20 protein-coding genes are annotated in these 20,353 nt (G+C 54.8%); 10 read left to right on the forward strand and 10 right to left on the reverse strand.

The window, feature by feature from the left end; translation table 11 throughout:
• Nucleotides 1-14: 14 nt before the first annotated feature.
• The 5 genes from aroA (at nt 15) to K7J14_RS04400 (ending at nt 5,213) form a co-directional block, all read left to right on the forward strand.
• Entirely contained in the window at nt 15-1,280 is a 1,266-nt protein-coding gene (gene aroA, locus K7J14_RS04380; protein ID WP_230753579.1) for a 3-phosphoshikimate 1-carboxyvinyltransferase, read from the forward strand.
• A gap of 87 nt (nt 1,281-1,367) precedes the next feature.
• Entirely contained in the window at nt 1,368-1,805 is a 438-nt protein-coding gene (locus K7J14_RS04385; RefSeq protein WP_230753582.1) for a MarR family winged helix-turn-helix transcriptional regulator, read from the forward strand.
• A 12-nt stretch (nt 1,806-1,817) separates the two neighbouring features.
• Nucleotides 1,818-3,167, forward strand: a complete 1,350-nt coding sequence (locus tag K7J14_RS04390) for an MATE family efflux transporter (protein WP_230753584.1) — start codon at nt 1,818-1,820, stop codon at nt 3,165-3,167.
• A gap of 57 nt (nt 3,168-3,224) precedes the next feature.
• On the forward strand, nt 3,225-4,265 hold the full coding sequence (gene ltaE, locus K7J14_RS04395) for a low-specificity L-threonine aldolase (RefSeq protein WP_230753587.1): 1,041 nt from the start codon (nt 3,225-3,227) through the stop codon (nt 4,263-4,265).
• Between the two features lie 21 nt (nt 4,266-4,286).
• Complete coding sequence (locus K7J14_RS04400; protein WP_230754761.1) at nt 4,287-5,213, forward strand: cation diffusion facilitator family transporter; 927 nt, start codon at nt 4,287-4,289, stop codon at nt 5,211-5,213.
• Between the two features lie 17 nt (nt 5,214-5,230).
• Here the strand turns inward: K7J14_RS04400 and K7J14_RS04405 are convergent, their stop codons facing one another.
• From K7J14_RS04405 to nudC, 10 genes are all read right to left on the reverse strand, one after another.
• Nucleotides 5,231-6,016 (reverse strand): M15 family metallopeptidase, encoded by a 786-nt coding sequence (locus K7J14_RS04405; protein WP_230753589.1) that lies wholly within the window; start codon nt 6,014-6,016, stop codon nt 5,231-5,233.
• Nucleotides 6,017-6,030: 14 nt separating this feature from the next.
• Nucleotides 6,031-6,699, reverse strand: coding sequence for an HAD family hydrolase (locus K7J14_RS04410; RefSeq protein ID WP_230753592.1), 669 nt, complete (start codon nt 6,697-6,699; stop codon nt 6,031-6,033).
• A 5-nt stretch (nt 6,700-6,704) separates the two neighbouring features.
• Nucleotides 6,705-7,055, reverse strand: coding sequence for a hypothetical protein (locus K7J14_RS04415; protein ID WP_230753595.1), 351 nt, complete (start codon nt 7,053-7,055; stop codon nt 6,705-6,707).
• A 55-nt stretch (nt 7,056-7,110) separates the two neighbouring features.
• Entirely contained in the window at nt 7,111-7,437 is a 327-nt protein-coding gene (locus K7J14_RS04420; protein WP_230753598.1) for an STAS domain-containing protein, read from the reverse strand.
• A gap of 11 nt (nt 7,438-7,448) precedes the next feature.
• Complete coding sequence (locus K7J14_RS04425) at nt 7,449-9,578, reverse strand: SpoIIE family protein phosphatase (protein WP_230753600.1); 2,130 nt, start codon at nt 9,576-9,578, stop codon at nt 7,449-7,451.
• A gap of 2 nt (nt 9,579-9,580) precedes the next feature.
• Complete coding sequence (locus tag K7J14_RS04430; RefSeq protein ID WP_230753602.1) at nt 9,581-10,963, reverse strand: PP2C family protein-serine/threonine phosphatase; 1,383 nt, start codon at nt 10,961-10,963, stop codon at nt 9,581-9,583.
• A gap of 141 nt (nt 10,964-11,104) precedes the next feature.
• Nucleotides 11,105-12,235, reverse strand: coding sequence for a molecular chaperone DnaJ (gene dnaJ / locus K7J14_RS04435; RefSeq protein WP_230753605.1), 1,131 nt, complete (start codon nt 12,233-12,235; stop codon nt 11,105-11,107).
• Between the two features lie 76 nt (nt 12,236-12,311).
• The gene (gene dnaK, locus K7J14_RS04440; protein ID WP_230753607.1) at nt 12,312-14,252 is read right to left on the reverse strand and encodes a molecular chaperone DnaK; all 1,941 of its coding nucleotides are present in this window, start codon (nt 14,250-14,252) and stop codon (nt 12,312-12,314) included.
• Nucleotides 14,253-14,291: 39 nt separating this feature from the next.
• Nucleotides 14,292-14,948: a nucleotide exchange factor GrpE gene (locus K7J14_RS04445; RefSeq protein WP_230753610.1), complete on the reverse strand. Its 657-nt coding sequence runs from the start codon at nt 14,946-14,948 to the stop codon at nt 14,292-14,294.
• A gap of 56 nt (nt 14,949-15,004) precedes the next feature.
• On the reverse strand, nt 15,005-15,826 hold the full coding sequence (nudC, locus tag K7J14_RS04450; protein WP_230753612.1) for an NAD(+) diphosphatase: 822 nt from the start codon (nt 15,824-15,826) through the stop codon (nt 15,005-15,007).
• Nucleotides 15,827-15,886: 60 nt separating this feature from the next.
• Here nudC and K7J14_RS04455 point away from each other — a divergent pair, with 60 nt between their 5' ends.
• From K7J14_RS04455 to purM, 5 genes are all read left to right on the forward strand, one after another.
• A complete protein-coding gene (locus tag K7J14_RS04455; protein ID WP_230753614.1) occupies nt 15,887-16,387 on the forward strand; it encodes a DUF2147 domain-containing protein in 501 nt (166 codons plus the stop codon).
• 174 nt (nt 16,388-16,561) lie between these two features.
• Nucleotides 16,562-17,044 (forward strand): 5-(carboxyamino)imidazole ribonucleotide mutase, encoded by a 483-nt coding sequence (purE, locus tag K7J14_RS04460; protein ID WP_230753616.1) that lies wholly within the window; start codon nt 16,562-16,564, stop codon nt 17,042-17,044.
• Nucleotides 17,041-17,781 carry a phosphoribosylaminoimidazolesuccinocarboxamide synthase gene (gene purC, locus K7J14_RS04465; RefSeq protein WP_230753619.1) on the forward strand — a complete coding sequence of 247 codons (741 nt, stop codon included), beginning with the start codon at nt 17,041-17,043 and terminating at the stop codon, nt 17,779-17,781. Before purE ends, purC begins: the two co-directional genes overlap by 4 nt.
• On the forward strand, nt 17,778-19,295 hold the full coding sequence (purF, locus tag K7J14_RS04470; protein WP_230753622.1) for an amidophosphoribosyltransferase: 1,518 nt from the start codon (nt 17,778-17,780) through the stop codon (nt 19,293-19,295). Before purC ends, purF begins: the two co-directional genes overlap by 4 nt.
• Before the next feature lie 25 nt (nt 19,296-19,320).
• Nucleotides 19,321-20,349, forward strand: a complete 1,029-nt coding sequence (gene purM / locus K7J14_RS04475) for a phosphoribosylformylglycinamidine cyclo-ligase (RefSeq protein WP_230753625.1) — start codon at nt 19,321-19,323, stop codon at nt 20,347-20,349.
• Nucleotides 20,350-20,353: the final 4 nt, after the last annotated feature.

The raw sequence follows: 20,353 nt of genomic DNA on the forward strand, positions 1-20,353 counted from the left end.
CGAGAGGGATGAGGATGATGAAAATCGAAACGATACGCAACAAGAACGTGTCCGTACGGATACCGCCTTCAAAGGCGCATACCCTGCGATCGCTCATCCTCGCCTCGCTTTCCGGGGGCGTTTCGCATATACGCAATCCGCTGCTGGGAGAAGACCAGCTCCACCTGATCGAGTCGCTTAAGCGGCTCGGCGTTTCCATTACCCGAGACGATCAGACGATCACGGTCGAAGGTTCAGGAGGACGCTTCCATCCTGTTGAAACGACCCTCGATTGCGGCGAATCCGGGGTGGCGATGAACTTTCTGACGGCTCTCGCCTGTCTTTCCGACCGGGACGTGACGCTGACCGGGAAACCCGGCCTCTTGAAGCGGCCTGTGGGAGAGATCGTCTCCGGCGTCAGGCAGATGGGAGGAGCGGTCGAGTATGCGGAAACAGAGGGCTACCCTCCCCTTCTCGCGCGCGTTTCCGGCCTATCCGGCGGAGAAGCCGCGATGAACGGCGAAAAGACCTCGCAGTATTTCAGTTCTCTTGCGATCGCCTCTCCCTGCGCGGCTTCCGATGTTACAATCGTCTGCCGGGACGATATGGCGGAAAAACCCTATTTCGACATAACGCTGGATATGATGCGGAGATTCGGAGTAAAAGCCGTAAATCGCGATTACAAACGCATCGAAATCAAGGCGGGACAGCGATACACAGCCTGCGACATAGACGTGGAATCCGATTACTCAAGCGCTTCCTACTTTTTCGCGGCCGCGGCGATCGCCGGAGCGACGGTGCGCATGGAAGGCCTTGCCGCCGATTCGGTCCAGGGAGACAGGGAGATACTGGCCTATGCCGAAGCGATGGGCTGCGCGGTAGTCCGGGACGGCGCCTTTCTGACGGTTTCAGGCGGTGAGCTCACGGCTATAGACGCGAGCTTCCGCGATACGCCGGATCTGGTTCCGACGGTAGCGGTCATGGCCGCCTTCGCCCGGGGAACGAGCCGGCTGCGGGACGTAGCACACCTCCAGTTCAAGGAATGCGACCGCATCGCGGCAGTCCGCGACGGACTCGGCCGCCTCGGCGTCGAAACATCTGTAGACGGCAAGGACCTTATCGTTGCAGGGAATCCCGGCGGCATCCGCGGAGCGGCAGTCTCGTCCTGGGACGACCACCGGATCGCAATGAGCTTCGCCTGCGCAGGCCTCGCCGTCGAGGGAATCTCGATCGATAATCCCGACTGCGTCAAAAAATCCTTCCCGGATTTCTGGCAGCGGTTCTCAGTCTTCCACGCCTGACAGTTTTCACAGATTTTACACGTTACCCCCTTTTCCCGAAGGCATCAATGTTGACCTTGCGCCGATAAATAGTTAGATTTCTAACTAATGGATTATCGCGCGTTCGCACAATCGATCAGAAAACTATTCATGCTAAAACACACCCTTTTCAGCGGCTTCGACTCGTCTCCCGAGAACCGGGGGTTGAACAAGACGCAGGAACGGGTGCTGATGATGGCCTGGCATCACGAAGGCGTTCCGATGCGCTTCTTAAGCCGCCAGGCGGGCATGGAGAAGGGTTCGCTGACGACGGTGATCGACTCGCTCGAGGCAAAGAATCTGGTCAGGCGGATACAGGATTCCGAGGACAAACGATCATTCATCATTCATGCCACGGATGAAGGGGCCCTGCTTGCGCAAGATATAGAGCGGCGGTTCCTGAAGCATCTTGAACAGCTGCTTTCCCCTCTCACCGAAACCCAGCAGGAAGAATTCAAGACGGCTGCGGACGCGATCGGAAAATACCTGTCCATTCTCGGCGAATAAACTGGAGATTATATGACTGAACACGACTCACGGATACGGGTACTGGCCGAGGAGCCGGTACTGAAGGCGATTATGACCATGGCGATACCCGTCATGCTCGGAATGTTCGTACAGGTTTTCTACAACATGGTAGACACCTTTTTCATAGGAAAATTGAACGATGTCGATCAGCTCGCGGCCGCGAGCATCGGTTTTCCCTTTTTCATGCTTATGATGGCGATAGGAGGCGTTCTCGGAGTGGGAACCTCCTCAGTGGTGTCGCGCTATCTCGGCATGAAAAAAATGAAGGAAGCCGGCGAGGCAGTATCTCTTTCATTGATACTGATTCTCGCGGCGGGAATCATCGTTACAGCAATCACGGCGTCCGCTATCGATCCGGTCGTCGCGATGATCGGAGCGAAAGGATCGGTCGCCGGGCCGACAAAGGACTATCTGCTTCCACTGATGATTTCCTCGATCGTCATCATCGGCAATTTCGCGGTCGGAATCATACTCCGCTCGGAAGGAGCCGCGATGCAGGCGATGACCGGCATGATGGTCGGAACGGTCGTAAACATAGTCCTCGATCCGGTGATGATCTTCGTTTTTGATATGAAGATAGCGGGCGCCGCATGGGCCACGGTCATCGGAAACCTCGCAGGACTGATCTACTATCTTTCCTGCTACTTCGGGAAATCAATCATCAAAATCAAATTCACGCGGAACATATTCCGCCTGGACTATTTCAGGGAGATTTTGTCTATCGGCATACCGTCCGGACTGAACCAGGCTCTCATGTCGGTTGCGGGTATATTTCTGAATAACCTCGCGGCGGGCTACGGACCCGTGATTCTCGCGGCAATGGGCGTTTCGCAGCGCTTATCAAGCCTCATCATCCTTCTATTGATAGGTTTGGCGACCGGATGCCAGCCTCTGTACGGGTATAATTACGGCGCAAAAAACAAGAAACGTCTGATTTCGATACTGAAAACCAGCATGACGCTCGGAGTCGGCATAGGATCGGTACTTTTGGCGGTTTTCACGATATTCGGAAAGCCTGCTATCGCTGTTTTCACCTCGATTCCGGAGGTCGTCGCCGAGGGAGTGTTCATTCTGCGCGCCATGACCATCGCGGCGCCGATCATCGGCATCAACATGATCTGCATGAACAGCCTCCAGGCGTTCGGAAAGGCGATGCCGTCGCTCATCATCTCGGCCGGACGGCAGGGTCTTTTCTACATCCCCCTGTTGTTCACCCTGAACGCCCTCTTCGGCTACCACGGACTCGTTTTCACCCAGGCGATCGTGGAAGTACTCACGGCGATAGCCGCGAGCCTGATGCTTCGGCATGTATTGCGCACTGACGAACACCTGAGAGCTTAGAAATTGGAGATAATCCCCTTGCCGAGACTTCTCCAATTGTATTACATTTAGCGGATTATGAAGCACATAGATCTTAGAAGCGATACAGTCACCTGGCCAACGCCCGAAATGAGAACAGCAATGGCGGCCGCGGAGGTAGGCGACGATGTATACGGAGACGATCCGGTAACAGTCGAGCTTGAAAAATACGCGGCGAGTTTGGCCGGGAAAGAAGCGGCCCTTTTTGTGCCGTCCGGAACTTTCGGCAACCAGCTTGCCCTCTTCACCCACTGTCCGAGAGGCAGCGAAGCGATATTGGACGAGGACTGCCATATAGTACAGCATGAAGCCGGCGGAGCGGCGGTCATTGCCGGAGTACAGCTCCGCGCGATCGCCTGCGGAGGGGAATCCCTGAAAGCGGCTGAAGTGCAAAAAAGAATCCGGGTCGGAGACGACATTCACGAGCCGAAAACCTCGCTCATCTGCATAGAAAACGCCCACTCGAACGGAAAGGCGATGAAGATGGAGGAGCTCCAGGATCTTCGCCGCTGCGCCGACCGCTTTCATATTCCCGTGCATATGGACGGAGCCCGTCTCTTCAACGCCGCGAGCGCTCTAGGCGTTCAGGCGAGAGAAATCACCCAATATGCCGACTCGGTCATGTTCTGCCTTTCCAAGGGCCTGTGCGCGCCGGCGGGATCGATACTCGCCGGCTCGCGGAAATTCATCGAGGAAGCGCGGCGCAAGCGCAAAATCATGGGAGGCGGAATGCGCCAGACCGGCATTCTGGCGGCCGCCGGACTTGTGGCGCTCAAGGAAATGAGAACCCGGCTCGACGAAGACCATGAAAACGCCCGGCGATTGGCCGAACTTCTCGCGAAAATTCCGGGGATCATGATAGCCGGGGACCGGCTCCAGATTAACATGGTGTTCTTCCGCCACGAAAAAGCCGATTCCTACGACGGAGAAGCCTTCGTGGAACACATGAAGGAACGCAACATTCTGATCAATCCGGCCGGTCCGGACGGAAGCTATCGCTTCGTCACCCATTACTGGATTAAACGGGAACACCTTCAGATAATCGCCGACGCGGTGAAAGACTTCTACACTCAGGACTGACCGGTGGAACAAAACGAATCGATGGACCGGATGAAAACTCTCAGAACCGCCGCGATCATCGCGATTGCGGGGAATCTCGTTCTGGCGCTCGCAAAGCTTGCGGCGGGAACGATTACCGGAAGCCTCGCGGTTTTGGGAGACGGCATCGATTCATCCACCGACGTCTGCATCTCCGTGCTTACCCTCATGGTGGGCTTCTACATCAACCAGCCCTCCGACAAGGAACACCCCTGGGGCCACCGGAGAGCTGAAACGCTCGCGACGCTGACAGTCGCCTTCATCATCATGTACGCCGGCATCCAGCTCTTTCTTTCGTCCTTGGGCCAGCTCTTCGATCCTTCTCCCCGACAGGCGCCCGGCTTTCTCGCTCTTTCGGTCACGCTTTTTTCGGCCGCGGGAAAGCTCTTGCTGGCGTTCAGCCAATACTCCCTGGGCAAAAAAGCGCAAAGCGCGATCATTCTCGCGAACGCGAAAAACATGACTAACGATATCCTCATTTCAGCGTCCATCTTCATAGGACTCGGCGCCTCGAAGCTTTTTCACCTTCCGTTTCTCGACCCGCTCACCGCGCTCCTGGTGAGCGTATGGGTCATTCGCTCCGCGTTCATTATCCTCAAGGAACAGAACCTGGAGCTCATGGACGGAACAGGCGACGATGAAACGTACCGAAGCCTCTTCAGCGCGGTTACGGCAGTCGAGGGAGCGGGAAATCCGCATCGCGCGAGAATCAGAAAAATCGGGGGAGCCTGGGACATCGACCTCGACATAGAGGTCGAGGCTTCGCTGACCGTCAGAGAAGCGCACGACATCGCGCAAAAGGTTGAAGAAGAAATCAGACGCAGAATTCAGGACGTCTACGATATCATGGTCCACGTAGAACCCGCCGGCTGCGGCGAACACGACGAACAATACGGATTGACGGAAAAAGACCTCGGCGCCGGCTGCTGACCGGTTATCGCCGCGCGTCAGTCCGCGGAAGGAGCTCCCGACTTTTTCCACCCATCGATGAACTCGATCATATACTGCTGAATATCTAAAAACCATTTCCGTTGAAAAGCGGCGGCTTGCTCGCCGATATACCGATAATGCCAGGATTCCCACCGATACCCGGTCGTCTGCTCGTAGCCGTTCGGAAACGAAAGACTCCACCCGTACTCGTGCGCGTGGGAAGCAAGCCATTTACCGGCCTGTGTCTCCGCGAAGGCGTCGGTTATGGAGCCGAAATCAGCCGCGGTTCCGAGCTGGTGCTGGCTCGTCCCCGGCCTCGCAGATTCTCTGTCCGCCTCGGCCTGTCCGATCTCGCGCACAATTCTTTCGTACACGGTTTTTTGATAGTCGAAGGAGCGGTAGGTTGAACTGACGAGAAGTGTGATCCCGTCCCGCTTAGCCGTCTGCGCCATCCGCTCGAGTGCCGATTCAGCTGATGCGGTAAGCGAAAATCCTCCGCGCGAAACCTGATACGATCTTCCTGCTCCCAGAGGCACAAGAGCATCCGGCACGAAATCCGCGGGAAGCGCGTGATTCTTGTCTACGAGAACGAGAAGATTCTCCGTGTCTGCGGCGAGAACCGCCTCCAGATCGCGCAAGAAGGCGGCTTGATCGGAATTAATCGCGTCGACGATACCGCTCGGCAAAGAAGCCGGAGCGGCGAACACCCGTCTTTCCGCGGCAGGTTGGGCGACCGGCTGAACGCCGGATGATTCGGCGAAGCAGGAGGAAAACAACAGCGGAAAAGCAAAAACTGATAACATGCGCGAACAGGGTCTCATTTTGAAAAATCCTTGACTGCCCATCCTCTGCGGCGGGCGATTTTTTTTAAGCGGCTGTCGGGATTCGCGGCCACCGGACGGCCTACTTTTTCCAAAAGAGGCAGATCGTGGACGCTGTCCGAATAGAAAGAGCAATAATGAAGGTCGGTTCCGCCCATCCGGGCGAAAGAGGTGATTATTTCCGATTTGAATTTCGAATACACCGGAACGCCGACAAGCTTGCCGTCGAAAACTCCGTTCGTATAGGAAAACTGCGTGGAGATGAGATCAGCCGAACTGACTCCGCACTCCTGCGCCACAGGGTACACAGCCTCGAAGGGGCTGGAGGTCGCGAGAATGACGCGGACTCCGTTTTTCCTCAATTCTGCGATTTCCCGAAGCGCGCCTGGATGCATGTGTTTTTTCAGATACGCTGAATAGGCGGTCCGCCCGACTTCCTCGAACTGTTTGCGGGTGATGCCGGTCAGTTTCGGAAGGCTCAGCTTGAACAGGCTTTCTACTTCCAGGCTGAAAAAACGGTACGCGATCAGCAGAAACGGGGCCGCAAGCAGATACCAGAAACGTATATAGCCGCGAATGATGCAGACGACGATAAAAGCAAGAGTCGCGTTTCTTCGGCAAATGGTTTGATCCACGTCGAAAAAGGCAATGGTTTCGCGGTGCATGATTATTATAAAGTAATGATTATGGCGCTTTTAAACAAGCCCTGCCGGTACTCGATCGACGAGGCGAGATTCCTGCACATTCGGAGGCCCAAACCGCGATACCGCCGCGAGAGAAAGTCGTAATGCGGCTCGGTGTGCCGGTCGGCGCGGCGCATCTGACGAAAATTGAGAGTGTAATAGCGGATAACGATGCGAGGCGGCTCGGCCGGACGTACCGCCACCGATACCTTGCAGGACGCAGACCCGCGGCTATGGGCTACGATATTGTCGAAATACTCGGTCGCGATCAGCAAAGCACGCGACCGCACAGAATCCGGAAGGCAACAAGTGCTGGAGATGAATTCTTCTAATTCCACAAGACTGGCATAATCCGCGGAGAGGTCGATTCTGCACTGTTGCCGGTTCAAGATCTCACATAACCTCGGTGAGGGAATAAATAACCGTGAACATTTCGCTGAAGCCGGTGGATTCGATCGCAAGGCGCACTACTTCCGAGGGTTTCATCACATACAATTTATTGCCCACCTCGTTCCCGTCCTCCAGCGCGGCCATCAAAACGCCGAGGCCGGAAGAGGACAGATTCGTAACGCGGGAAAGGTCGAGCACCAGATTCGTTTTCTTTACGAGGTCGTACACCTTGTTCTGAAACTCGGTGTACGTATATGAATTGATGGTTCCCGCTACTTCCAACAGATTATAGTTCGAACCGCTTTTCTCGATAATGCTTATATTTTCCACGACAACTCTCCTTATTTACTCAGATACTTGAAAACCAGCACGGTGATATCGTCTTCAAGCTCGCGCGAGACGAATTCGCCGAGGCTGTCGCACAGGAACTGGGCCATGCGTCCGGCAGGATACGAACGGTTGTCCATAAGCATGCGCTGGACGCGATCTTTTCCGAAGCGCTCTCCGCGAAGGTTCGTCGAATCCACGAGGCCGTCGGTGGTGAGAAGGATAATGTCCTGCGGATTCATGACTATCTTCTTTACCTTGATGTACTTGGCGATATCCTTCACGAAGCCGAGAACCTTTCCGTCGCCCTGTATTTCGATCGCGTTATTGTAGGCGGCGGTATAGAGGAACATGGCGGGCACGCCGCAGTTTATGTAGAACATGGTGTTCGTGGAAAAATCGATGATTCCGAACACGCCGGCGAAAAAGGTTCCCTTGGGAAGATTGTTCTTGATGAAAAGATTGACCTTCACGACGAGCTGTTTGAAGTCAGAGGTTTCCGCGAGGAAGGTGCGCAGAACCGACTTCAGAATAACCATGGACATGCTGGCGTTCAAGCCCTTTCCCGAGACGTCGCCCATGACGTAGAGGTACTTGTCTTCCCCGAGCTTGATGAAGTCGATGAAGTCTCCGCCCAGTTTGCGAGCGGATCGCGTTATAAAATCGACGTCTACCTTGGGATGATCGATGCGGTCGATATTGTCCTGGATCGATGAAATAATCTGGCCGGAAAATTCGATTTCCCGGTCGACGGTAAGAACGACCGATTCGTTCGCGATGTTCTTCAGATAATACAGAACGAGGAAGAAGTTGGAATACAGCTTTGAAAGAACCGTGTAGTCGTAATCGGTGTATTCGGCACCGCGCTTTTTCTGGCCGAGCAGGATGAGACCGATGACGCGATGCCCTTCGCGCAGAAGAATGAAGGCGTCGGATCGGGTCGGCTCGAATATTTTCAGAAGATCGTTTTTCACGTCAGCGTACGAGTGGTGGCTGATCGCCTGAGTTTTGAGAATTATCGATTCATTGTGATTGAGCAGGAAATCGATTCCCTTGCTGTCTATCGGAACCTCGGTTTTAATTCCCGTTGTAGAATAAACGGAAGTCAAACTTCCCTTGTCGTTCGAAACCAGGATGTCCACCGACGAGCATTCGACATAGGTGGAAAGAAGAGATACGGTGCGCTCTACGACGTTTTCATCCCGGGAGGAGAAATCGATCGAGTCGAGCCCCTTTTCCAGATCGGCTTCGTAATCGGAACCGATGCGGATATACCGGCGGAGAATCGACGATGCCTTATCCCGCAGAAGCAGGATGACAACGGTGAGCGCGGTTAACAGAACCAGTATGGCCGACACGAACGGAACGACGCGAATGACGAGGGCGGAGGTCAATCCCGACAAGAAGCTGAAAATAACGCTCAAGAGCAGAAAGTTCGTCAGCGTCGCGATAACGAGAGAACGATCGAAGAGGGTTGTGACTGTAACCGAACGGTACAGCAGCACAATCAACACCGCAAGGCCGAAGGGAATAAGCGGAAAGGCCCAGCCGTACACGGATGAAAGCTGAAAAAGGAACCAGGAGACGGCGAAAGAGGCAAGAATGGAGAGGGCAACCAGCAGCAACCGTTGCTGATAAATGCGGCTGCGAATCCCCAACGCCCTCGCGACGAGGCTGAATACCGTCAAGCCGGGGATGCCGTAGACGAATATGACGGCGTACAGGCGGATTCCGGACAAGGTTCCCATAACAAGGCCGGACCAAAGCGTGAATTTTTTATCGGAACCGATAGTCACGGATATGCCGTGGATGAAAACCAGATACAATGCCGCGATGACAAACACCCAATACAGGAAGTTCAAAAAGATATTCCGTGTTTGATACGGAATCGCGGCGCAGAATTTCATAAGCGAAAGGCTTAAAATGGCGAAACACAAGAGGGCTACGCGGACGGCAAGCACGCCGATGGTCACGTTGCCCGTATACAGGAGATTGGCGCCGAGACCGGAAAACAACGACACGAAGGCGGCGGTCATGGAGATGCTTGTGAACAGGCTTGTCGTCTTTTCGGAACGCGCATCGAGATAATACGAAAAGGAAAAGAGGAATAGGGCCAACAGATAACTGAAAATGAGCAGATTCATGATTACTCCTCGATCTTTGCGACCAGCATCGTAACGTCGTCGCGAAGCTTTTTATCGCCGTTGTAGGACAGAACGAGATCGGCAATATCGTTCACAAAATGCCGCGCGGCCTTATGGGCGCTGTTTCTTACCGTGTTAAGGTAGAGGTCCGTATCGCCGAGCTCTACGCCGGAGTCGTCCATAACCTCGGAAACGCCGTCGGAAGCCATGAGAATAACGTCGCCGCGGTACAGGGACATCTCCTCCTGGACTATTTCGTCCAGATCGATGATGCCGACAAGGCTGCAGGTCGACTGAAGCGGCTTGATCTTGTATCCGTCGGGAGCCTTGGTGATAATCAGGGGATCGGCCATTGAGGCGTTCACATAGCGTATCTTCATCTTTTTGGTGTCGACGATTCCGATGAACAGAACCGCGTATTTATCCTGAAGGCGCATAGACTTGATCGCGGTATCGATTGCCCTGATGACGCCGGGGAGATCTTCCTTGTTGTCGATGATTTTGACCGTGTTCATGATGACGCCCATTATGAGCGCGGAAGCGAGACCCTTGCCCGAAACGTCACCTAAAAGGAAGAAGGTCCGGTCTTCGTCTATCGGAATGATGTCGTAAAAGTCGCCGGAAACGTTTACCAGGGGGCGGAAGTACGCGGCTATGTCGAGCTTGGGCAGCTCGGGCATCTTCTGCGGAAGGAAGGACATCTGGGTTTGGGCGACCATATCCCATTCCTTTGCCAATTCTGAAATAGCCGTCAGCTGGGTAATGGTGCGGGTACGCTTTTGGAAATTCGCGAATTCGTATAAGAGAGTATCGAAGATGCTTTGTTCAAAAACCTTCATGTACCGGCACAGAACGTAAAAATGCAGTTTCCCGTACACAAGGAAGAAGCCACGGGCGTGTTCGAAATCGGAGACCAGGCCGAGCTTCTCGTCGATCAGATAAAAGCCTTCCGACCAGGTTTCCGGGAAATTCCTGCTGAGAACTTCCAGGGTTTCAGGATCGGTGGCGATTCTGGTCGGGCTGTTGTAAATGACGTACGAATTCTCGGAGTTGACGTAAAGGACGGAAGAGTCGGCTTCATGCTCGAGCACGGACTGGATGGAATCGATGAGATCTTCGACGGTGTAGGAGAATCGCAGGCGATCGATGAATTGGACGATGAGCCTGCTGTCCTGTACGCGGAAAACCTTGAATTCCATTCGCTGCCACAGAAGATGAGTCGCCACTGAAGCGGCTATCGCGCAGACGAAAAAGACGAATCCGGCGGCGATAAAATGCCCGGTAAAGGAAAACTCGGGCAATACAATGTACATGAAAAAGGAAAAGACCAGACCGATAACAAGATCGATCGACAGCTTGACCAGCTGTTTGCGGGTTTGAAGCATCCTGAAGCACCTCTTGAGAAAGAGCGTTATTTTATACCCAGGCTTAAAAAAAGCCTGCCACATTGTACCACAGGTTCCGGGCTTTGAGAATAAAAAAAGGAATCCCCGAAGAGATTCCTTTCTGCGTAAAACCGCGCTAAATCAGGACCGAAGCTCGGAAAGAGCTATCGGGGTCGGATTTGAGTTCTCCCCTTCAAGGCTCGAAACCTCGGCTAAAAGAGCCTTCGCCTTCGATGAAAGCTTGGTCGGCACCTGCACGATTATTTTAATGTACAGATCTCCCTTTCTGCCGCCCTGGACGGGAACGCCTTCCTCCTTGATGCGAAGCAGCTTTCCGTTCTGCGTACCGGCAGGAATCTTCAGCTTGAGCTGTTTATCGTCCAAAGCCGCTATGGTGACTTCCGCGCCGAGAGCCGCCTGGGTGATCGAAATAGGAACCGCGCAGTAGAGGTCTGACTCGTTTCTCTCGAAATACGGATGAGGCTTGATCCTGATGAAAACGAACAGATCTCCGTAGGGACCGCCGTTAGGGCCTGCGTCTCCCTGGCGGGGAATGTTTATCCGCTTCCCGTCCTCGACGCCTGCCGGTATGGTGACCAGAATTTTCTGGCGTTTTTTCTGCGTTCCGCTTCCGCTGCATTCGCGGCAGGGATTTTCAATTATCGTGCCTTCGCCGTTGCAGGAAGGACAGGGAGACGCGATCGAGAAAAAGCCCGAACTTCTGCGCACCTGGCCCGCGCCCTGGCAGGTTGAACACATCTTGCGTCCGGATCCGCCGGCCGCTCCCGTGCCTTTGCAGGCCGCGCAGCTTTCGCTCCTGGAATACTGAACTTCGGCCTTTGTTCCGTAGACGGCATCCTTAAAGGAAATCTGCAAATCGTAGCGGAGGCTCGCGCCCTGATTGCTGGACTGTCCGCCGGAACGCCGGCGTCCGCCGCCGCCTCCCCCGAAAAGGTTTTCGAAAATGCCGGAAAAATCTCCGAAGATGTCTTCAAAACCCTGGAAGGCGTTCGGATCGAAGCCTCCCGGACCGCCGGCGCCCATTCCTTCCAATCCGGCATGGCCGTATTGGTCGTAAATCTGGCGTTTCTGGTCGTCTGAAAGAACTTCATACGCTTCGGTAGCTTCTTTGAATTTATCTTCAGCGGTTTTATCGCCGGGATTTTTATCCGGATGGTACTGGATCGCCAGTTTCCGGTATCCTTTTTTTATCTCATCCTTGGAGGCTCCCTTTTGGACGCCTAGGACTTCATAATAATCACGTTTAGCCACAAGGGGACTCCAGCATCAAGAGTTAAGCAGGAAACGCCCTGAAAGGCTCGCGCCTCTCAGGGAAATAACCTGGAAATTACTTATTATCGTCGTTCACCACTTCGTAGTCAACGTCGTCGGCTGAACCCTTGTTCGGTCCGGATGAAGAAGCTCCGGCGAATCCGCCTGCTCCGTCAGCCGCGCCGCCCATGTCGGGTCCGGGCTGGCCGGAAGCGGCCTGCTGTTTATACATTTCCTCGGCGATCTTGTAGGACGCCTGTTTAAGCTCCTCGGTTTTCGCCTTGATGGTCTCGGTGTCTCCGCTTTCAAGCTCTTTTTTGAGAGCCGCTACGGCATCCGCGATCTTCGCCTTCTCTGCCGCGTCGACCTTGTCGCCCATGTCCTTTACGGCTTTTTCGGTGGAATAAATCATCGAATCGGCCTCGTTGCGGGCGTCTATCTTTTCGCGTTCCTTCTTGTCGGCTTCGGCGTTCGCTTCCGCTTCCTTCACCATGCGGTCGATTTCGCTTTCCGAAAGGCCGGACGAGCTTTCAATGCGGATCTTCTGTTCCTTGCCGGTTCCCAGATCCTTGGCGGCGACGTGGACGATGCCGTTCGCGTCGATATCAAAGGTGACTTCGATCTGAGGCACGCCGCGGGGCGCGGGAGGAATGCCGACGAGGTCGAACTTGCCGAGCGTGCGGTTCTGTCCGGCCATTTCGCGCTCTCCCTGGAGAACATGGATGGAAACGGCAGTCTGTCCGTCGGCGGCGGTGGAGAACACCTGGCTCTTCCTGGTCGGAATTGTGGTGTTTCTATTGATGAGGCGGGTGAAAACGCCGCCCATTGTCTCGATTCCGAGCGAAAGCGGGGTAACGTCGAGGAGGAGAACGTCTTTCACGTCCCCGCCGAGGATTCCGCCCTGGATCGCGGCGCCCACGGCTACGGCTTCATCGGGATTGACGCCCTTCGAGCCTTCCTTGCCGAAGATTTCCTTGACAATCTGCATAACCTTGGGCATGCGGGTCGAACCGCCGACAAGCAAGACCTCGTCGATCTGGTCGATGGAAACTCCCGCGTCCTTGATAGCCTTTCTGCAGGGGTCTTTGGTTCTTTCAAACAGATCGTCCGTCATCTGCTCGAATTTCGAGCGGGACAGAGTTTTCTGGAGGTGCTTGGGGCCGGTCGCATCCGCGGTAATGAAGGGAAGATTGATTTCCGTGCTCGCTACTGCGGAAAGTTCGATCTTGGCCTTTTCCGCGGCTTCGCGAAGGCGCTGCAGGGCCATGCGGTCCTGGGACAGGTCGATGCCGGTATCTGCCTTGAATTCGTCTACGAGCCAGTTCATAACCTTGCGGTCCCAGTCGTCTCCGCCGAGGTGGGTGTCGCCGTTCGTCGATTTTACTTCGAAAACGCCGTCGCCGAGCTCAAGTATCGAAATATCGAAGGTTCCGCCGCCGAGGTCGTATACGGCGATGGTTTTTTCTTTCTTGGAATCCTTATTGAAACCGAAAGCGAGAGACGCCGCGGTCGGCTCGTTGATAATGCGCTTTACCTCGAGGCCGGCGATCTTGCCGGCGTCCTTGGTTGCCTGTCGCTGGGCGTCGTTGAAATACGCGGGTACAGTGATGACGGCTTCAGTGACTTCCTCTCCGAGGTAGTCCTCAGCGGTTTTCTTCATTTTCTGAAGTATGAAGGCGCTGATTTCCTGGGGAGAATAGAGTTTTCCGTCTACATCCACGCGGATATCGTCGCCGTTCGGCACAACCTTATACGGCACATGCTTGGCTTCTCCGGTGAGCTCGTTAAAACGGTGGCCGATAAAGCGCTTGATCGAATATATCGTTTTGTCGGGATTGGTGATCATCTGGTTTTTCGCAGGCTGGCCCACAACCCGTTCGCCCTTGGCCGTGAAACCGACTATGGAGGGAGTCGTTCGTCCGCCCTCGGCGTTTTGAATTACTACAGGCTCTCCGCCTTCCATTACGGCCACGCAGGAGTTGGTCGTTCCCAAGTCAATTCCAATAATCTTTCCCATATTAATCGTCTCCTTGTATTTCCACTCTAAAAAAATTCATCAGTTTTCCGCAGGCGCCGGCATCTTGACTATCACCTTGGCGAGGCGAACCACTTTATCTTTCAGCTTGTAGCCTTTCACATACTCTTCCTGAACAACCGGCTCGGTTGCTTCGGGAGATTGAACGGTTCCGATCGCCTCGTGGATATTGGGGTCGAAGGCAGTGCCGACGGAAGGGTAATACGCCAATCCGTATTTCGACTCCAGTTTTCCCGCCAGCTGGGTTCTGATCATCCCCACCCCGTCGGCGAAAGAGGCCGCGGGGGTTCCGGGTTCGTGGGAACCGGCAGCGTCTATCGCGCGGTCGAAGTTATCCAGAGTTTCAATCAGATCCAGCAGGAGGTTCGTATTCGCGTAATCGATGGCTTCCTGCTTTTCGCGGATCATCCGCTTGCGGTAATTGTCGAAATCCGCCGCCTTTCGCAGATACTGATCCTGAAGATCGCTGTTGAGCTTCTGCAGCTCGGCGATTCTCGCTTCGGAGTCGGGAACCTGTCCCGCGGAAGGGGTCTCTTCGGAGGCGCTTTCCGTGGAAGGCCCGGCGCTTTCTGCCGCAGGAGGCGCCGCGTCGGCCTTGACAGCATCCGTTTTCTCTTCGGCCCTGGTTTGTTCGACGGGCCTGGTCGGCTCAAAATCATGTTCAGAAGTCTTCTTCATCTCGTTCCTCGAAAAAAAGATACTAATTCAGCCTGCGGGGGGTCAACTGAAACCGTTCATTTTTTGAACTGTTGGGGGAAAATACCGTGAATCAGATTCCAGGCGACGGTGCCCTGCTGAGGATGGGCCGGCAGATCGTTCCAGGGAAACCAGCGGGCTTCGCTTATCTCGGCGGGATCGACCCGGATTTCTCCTGAATCCCACTCCGCATGAAATGCGACCATGTGCTGATCCGGATAGGGCCAGCTCTGGCTTCCCGCGTATCGAGCGTTGCGTATCCGCACCCCGGTTTCTTCGTATACTTCTCGAGCGACGCATTCCTCCAGAGTTTCTCCGTGCTCCAGAAATCCGGCGAGGCAGGCCCACACGTCCTGATTCCGGTTCGCGTGCCGCGCGAGAAGTACATCGTTGCCCTTGTGCACCAGAACGATTATCGCCGGCGATATGCGCGGGAAATAAACGGAGGAACAGGACTCGCAGCGAAGAGCGATTTCGGATGGGTGAGCAGACAGCGGAGTTCCGCATCTGGAACAAAAACGGGTGGAATGATGCCAGTTGAGCAAACCCAGAGCCCGGGAGGCGGGAGACACGAGAGCCCGGCAGGCGGGATCGTCCGAAGCGAGCACAGCTCTGAGCCGCATCCAGACGCCGTCTTCGTCGGCTTGATGCGGCGGTCCTGATACCGATGAGGAGACAACCGCGGACTTGGGCTGCGTTTCCTGCAAGAGAACAGCCCGCGCGGGACGGCCGGCCAAAACCATATCGAGAGAATCGATAACGCTATCCCTGAATTTTGCGGGAATTTCCGCAGGCACCGTGTTATTATGTGTGAGAAAGATTTCTGACGAGCGGAAAATATACTGATCGATTGGTTCCATGAATTTGATGATCCTGGCGTCAGTATATAGAAAAAAACGCAGGGATAACAAGGAGGAGAGATGATGAAACGGTTAATAGCATGTTGTCTGATCATGGCGGCGGCGCTCGGCGCGGTCTCGGCGGCGGACAAGGTAGAAGGATTCTGGAAAAGCGTCGACGAAGAAGGAAAGGTCACTGCGGCATGGCGGATTTATGAAAAGGGCGGAAAGCTCTTCGGCGAAATAATCTCCGTTCCGAATCAGGATCCGAAAGAGATCGCGACCGCATGCACGGGAACCTACAAAAACTTCCCGGTTCCCGGCGACGTGAGCAAAATGACGGTGAGAAATACGCCGTTTATTTTCAATCTGGCCAAAAAGGGCGAGGGACAATGGGAAGGCGGCAACATCATCGATCCGAAAGACGGAAAGATGTATAAATGTAAAATCGCATTCCGCGCTAAGGACGGAAAGAAATTCACGACCGATGTTCTGGAGATGCGCGGAGAAATCGGAATGGGAATCGGCCGCAGCCAGTTCTGGGTAAGAACGACGGAAGATGAAATCGCCGCTCTGAATTGAGAAGAACTCGGGAGTTTCCGCAATTTCACCGAAAGCCGGCCTTCTTGAAGGGCCGGCTTTTTTTCTTCCGCAGAACAGACTGACGGTCGACTAACCGTGGTAAACCGCTTAAACCGCGCACAAGAGACTTGAGTACGGCTTGAAACCGCGACGGCACTTGTGATAGATTCGGTTATGAAAGTAACCATTTTTTTCGGATCAAAATCAGACACAGACACCATGAAGAAGGCCGCAGCCGTGCTCAGGGAGTTCGGCGTCGACTATTCTTCATATATCATTTCAGCGCACCGCGCGGGCGAACTCCTGGCTGAAACCGTAGCCGCGGCCGAAGCCGACGGAACGGAAGTCATCATCGCCGGCGCAGGCCTGGCCGCGCATCTTCCCGGAGTCATCGCCTCGATGACGGTTCTCCCGGTCATCGGAGTTCCCCTCGACGGGGGAAAGGTCGGCGGACTCGACGCCCTTCTATCCATTGTTCAAATGCCCAAGCAAATCCCGGTCGCAACCGTCGGACTCGACAACGCGGCGAACGCCGCGTACCTCGCCTGCGAAATTCTCGCCATTAAATATCCCGAACTCAAGGCGAAGCTCAAGGCTTTCAGGGCCGCATTAAAACAGGAAATAGCCGCTGAAGGCGGTAAGGGAGTATCAATATGAACAAGAACGCGCAGAAACTGATTTCGGGGCTCGTGAAGGGCGAACAGCTGTACGAAGGCAAGGCGAAAAAAATCTTTGCAACGAACAATCCGGACCTCGTCATAATTGATTACAAGGACGACGCGACCGCCTTCAACGGAGAGAAAAAAGGACAGATCGAGTCGAAGGGAGTGCTGAACAACAGCATCGCGACCGGCCTTTTCGAGCTCCTCGAGAAAAAAGGCATCAAAACCCATTTCGTCGCAAAGCTTTCCGACCGCGAAATGCTCTGCCGCAAAGTATCGATCGTTCCCCTGGAAGTGATCACCCGCAACGTCGCCGCCGGCAGCTTTTCCAAACGCCTGGCAGTCGCCGAGGGAACAGCGCTCAAAACAACGGTATTCGAGATTTCCTATAAGGACGACGCTCTGGGCGACCCGCTCATCAACGACTACCACGCGGTAGCTATCGGCGCCGCGACCTGGAAAGAGCTTAAAACCATCTATAAGATGACGGACAAGATCAACCAAATCCTTTCGGCTTTTTTCTGGGACCGCGGAATCAAGCTCATCGACTTCAAGCTCGAATTCGGCAAAACCGCAGACGGCGCAATTCTGCTCGCGGATGAAATTTCGCCGGACACCTGCCGTTTCTGGGATGCCAAAACCAATGAAAAACTCGACAAGGACAGATTCCGCAGAGATCTCGGAAACGTCCAGGAAGCGTACGTAGAAATTTTCAATAGAATATCCAAATGAACCAATCCGGAGCGACCATGGAAACGATTTACGCTGAGGAAGAAGAAGGAAAGTTGAAGGATCACTGCGGCGTCATCGGAGTGTATCTTTCAAACCATGATCAAAACGCGTCGCGAATGGCGTACTACGGACTCCAGTCCCTGCAGCACCGGGGGCAGGAAAGCACCGGCCTCGCGGTGGCGGACGGCGAGAAAGTGGAGCACTTCCGCGCGATGGGACTTGTCGCGGACGTCTACAGCCGGGAGAAGCTTGCGGAATTATCGGGGCACATAGCCATCGGCCATGTACTGTATTCCACCTCCGGCAAGGCGACCATCGAAAACGCCCAGCCCTTCGTCTCGAAAGCCAAACTCGGAACCATCGCGGTCGCTCACAACGGAAGCCTCGTTAACACGGAGCCCATGAAGGAATTCCTTGAGGAGACTGGGTCGACCTTCACATCCTCGAGCGATTCTGAAGTGATCATCAAGCTTATCGCGAAGAACTATAAAAAAGGTCTTGAAAAAGCCCTCACCGATACGATCCAGCTGATAAAAGGGTCCTTCGCCCTCTGCGTGATGACGGAAAAAACCCTGATCGGAGCCCGCGATCCCAACGGCATCAGGCCGCTCTGCCTGGGCCAGCTCCAGAACGGCTGGGTGCTCGCGAGCGAATCCTGCGCGATTGACGCGATGGGCGGAGAGCTCGTCCGGGACATCGCGCCGGGAGAAATCGTCATCATCAACGACGACGGAGTTCTGTCCTTCAACTTCGGAGAGAAAACCTCGAAAAAAACGTGCATCTTCGAGTACGTCTATTTTGCCCGCCCCGATTCCATCATGGACGGAATCGGAGTGCAGGAAGCCCGCATAAAGATGGGGGAAGTCCTGGCCCGCGAATCGGGCGTCGCAGCGGACGTGGTCATCGGCGTGCCTGATTCCGGAATCGGTTCGGCGATGGGTTTTTCGAAGGCTTCGGGAATTCCCTTCGCGATGGGAATTGTTAAAAACAAATATATCGGAAGAACCTTCATCGCGCCTTCGCAGGAAGAGCGGGAAGCCATGGTGTTCGTCAAGCTGAACGCGCTGAAAAGCGATCTGTTCGGAAAACGCGTGGTCATCATCGACGATTCGATCGTGCGGGGAACCACCAGCAGAAGGCTCATACAGATTCTGCGGAAGGCGGGAGCGAAGGAAGTGCATTTCCGCATATCGAGCCCTCCGGTCAAATTTCCCTGCTATTTCGGAATCGACACGCCCGCCCGCGCGGAGCTTATCTCCGCGACCCATGAAATAGAAGAAATCCGCCAGGCGATCGGCGCGGATTCCCTCGCGTTCATTTCCATGGAAGGCATGATCGAAGCGCTCCAGTCCTGCGAATACGAGGACGACAAGGAAAGCGTCAGGACGAACACGAAGGCCGCAACGCACCGGGACGGATTTTCGCCGAACGGAGCAAGCAACTGCGGCTATTGCCAGGGATGCTTTCTCGGAGAATATCCGATGCCGATGATCGGCGAAATCGGAAAGCGCTAAACAGATACGACACAAGGAGCAGACGATGATAGATTACCGCCAGTCCGGCGTCGACGTGGAAGAAGGATACAAGGCAGTCGACAACTATAAAACCAGCGCCAAGCGCACGATGATTCCGGGAGTATTGAACGGGCTCGGCAGCTTTGCCGGCATGTTCCAGCTTCCCCCGGGATACAAGGAGCCGGTCATCGTTTCCGGAACCGACGGCGTCGGCACGAAGCTGGACATCGCCTTCGCCATGAAAAAATACGACACGGTAGGAATCGACTGCGTCGCGATGTGCGTAAACGACATCCTCTGCCACGGCGCGAAGCCGCTGTTCTTCCTTGACTACCTCGCCTGCGGAAAACTCGACGCGGAAGTCGCGGGAACACTGGTCAAAGGCGTCGCCGAAGGCTGTCTGCAGTCGAACGCGGCCCTGATGGGCGGAGAAACCGCGGAAATGCCCGGCTTCTACGACGCGGGGAAATACGATATCGCCGGATTCGCTGTCGGAGTCGCCGAAAAAGCCGACATAATCGACGGATCGAAAATACGGGAAGGCGACGTTCTCGTCGGGCTCGCCTCCTCCGGCGTCCACTCCAACGGATTCTCCCTGGTAAGAAAACTGGTCACCGATTATTACGAGCCCTTCGGCGGAAAGCCGATCGGCGAAACGCTTCTCGAACCGACCCGCATCTACGTCAAACCGATACTCGCCCTCCTTGAACAGGTAGACGTTCACGGAATGGTGCATATCACCGGCGGCGGTTTTTACGAAAACATTCCGCGCATGTACACGCACGGAGGAGTGCACGGAGAAAAGAACGAAGCCCGCCTGGTGTCGATTCTAAAATCCGGCAGCTGGCCGGTTCCGCCGATTTTCGCCGAGCTTGTAAGAAGGGGCGCAAATCCCGACAGAATGTACAATACCTATAACATGGGCATCGGCTACATCTGCGCGGTCTCGAAGGAAGACGCGGCGAAGACGATCGATTTCCTGAACGGCCAGGGCTTCCCCGCCTACGAAATAGGACGGGTGGGAACCGGCTCGACAGACGTCCTCTTTGAATAAGCCC

The organism is Teretinema zuelzerae (assembly GCF_021021555.1).
Classification (GTDB): domain Bacteria; phylum Spirochaetota; class Spirochaetia; order Treponematales; family Treponemataceae; genus Teretinema; species Teretinema zuelzerae.

Coding starts and splice junctions, on each gene's coding strand:
- aroA (WP_230753579.1), top strand. CDS start 15: ATGATGAAAATCGAAACGATACGCAACAAGAACGTGTCCGTACGGATA.
- K7J14_RS04385 (WP_230753582.1), top strand. CDS start 1,368: ATGGATTATCGCGCGTTCGCACAATCGATCAGAAAACTATTCATGCTA.
- K7J14_RS04390 (WP_230753584.1), top strand. CDS start 1,818: ATGACTGAACACGACTCACGGATACGGGTACTGGCCGAGGAGCCGGTA.
- ltaE (WP_230753587.1), top strand. CDS start 3,225: ATGAAGCACATAGATCTTAGAAGCGATACAGTCACCTGGCCAACGCCC.
- K7J14_RS04400 (WP_230754761.1), top strand. CDS start 4,287: ATGGACCGGATGAAAACTCTCAGAACCGCCGCGATCATCGCGATTGCG.
- K7J14_RS04405 (WP_230753589.1), bottom strand. CDS start 6,016: ATGTTATCAGTTTTTGCTTTTCCGCTGTTGTTTTCCTCCTGCTTCGCC.
- K7J14_RS04410 (WP_230753592.1), bottom strand. CDS start 6,699: ATGCACCGCGAAACCATTGCCTTTTTCGACGTGGATCAAACCATTTGC.
- K7J14_RS04425 (WP_230753600.1), bottom strand. CDS start 9,578: ATGAATCTGCTCATTTTCAGTTATCTGTTGGCCCTATTCCTCTTTTCC.
- K7J14_RS04430 (WP_230753602.1), bottom strand. CDS start 10,963: ATGCTTCAAACCCGCAAACAGCTGGTCAAGCTGTCGATCGATCTTGTT.
- dnaK (WP_230753607.1), bottom strand. CDS start 14,252: ATGGGAAAGATTATTGGAATTGACTTGGGAACGACCAACTCCTGCGTG.
- K7J14_RS04445 (WP_230753610.1), bottom strand. CDS start 14,948: ATGAAGAAGACTTCTGAACATGATTTTGAGCCGACCAGGCCCGTCGAA.
- nudC (WP_230753612.1), bottom strand. CDS start 15,826: ATGGAACCAATCGATCAGTATATTTTCCGCTCGTCAGAAATCTTTCTC.
- K7J14_RS04455 (WP_230753614.1), top strand. CDS start 15,887: ATGATGAAACGGTTAATAGCATGTTGTCTGATCATGGCGGCGGCGCTC.
- purE (WP_230753616.1), top strand. CDS start 16,562: ATGAAAGTAACCATTTTTTTCGGATCAAAATCAGACACAGACACCATG.
- purC (WP_230753619.1), top strand. CDS start 17,041: ATGAACAAGAACGCGCAGAAACTGATTTCGGGGCTCGTGAAGGGCGAA.
- purF (WP_230753622.1), top strand. CDS start 17,778: ATGAACCAATCCGGAGCGACCATGGAAACGATTTACGCTGAGGAAGAA.
- purM (WP_230753625.1), top strand. CDS start 19,321: ATGATAGATTACCGCCAGTCCGGCGTCGACGTGGAAGAAGGATACAAG.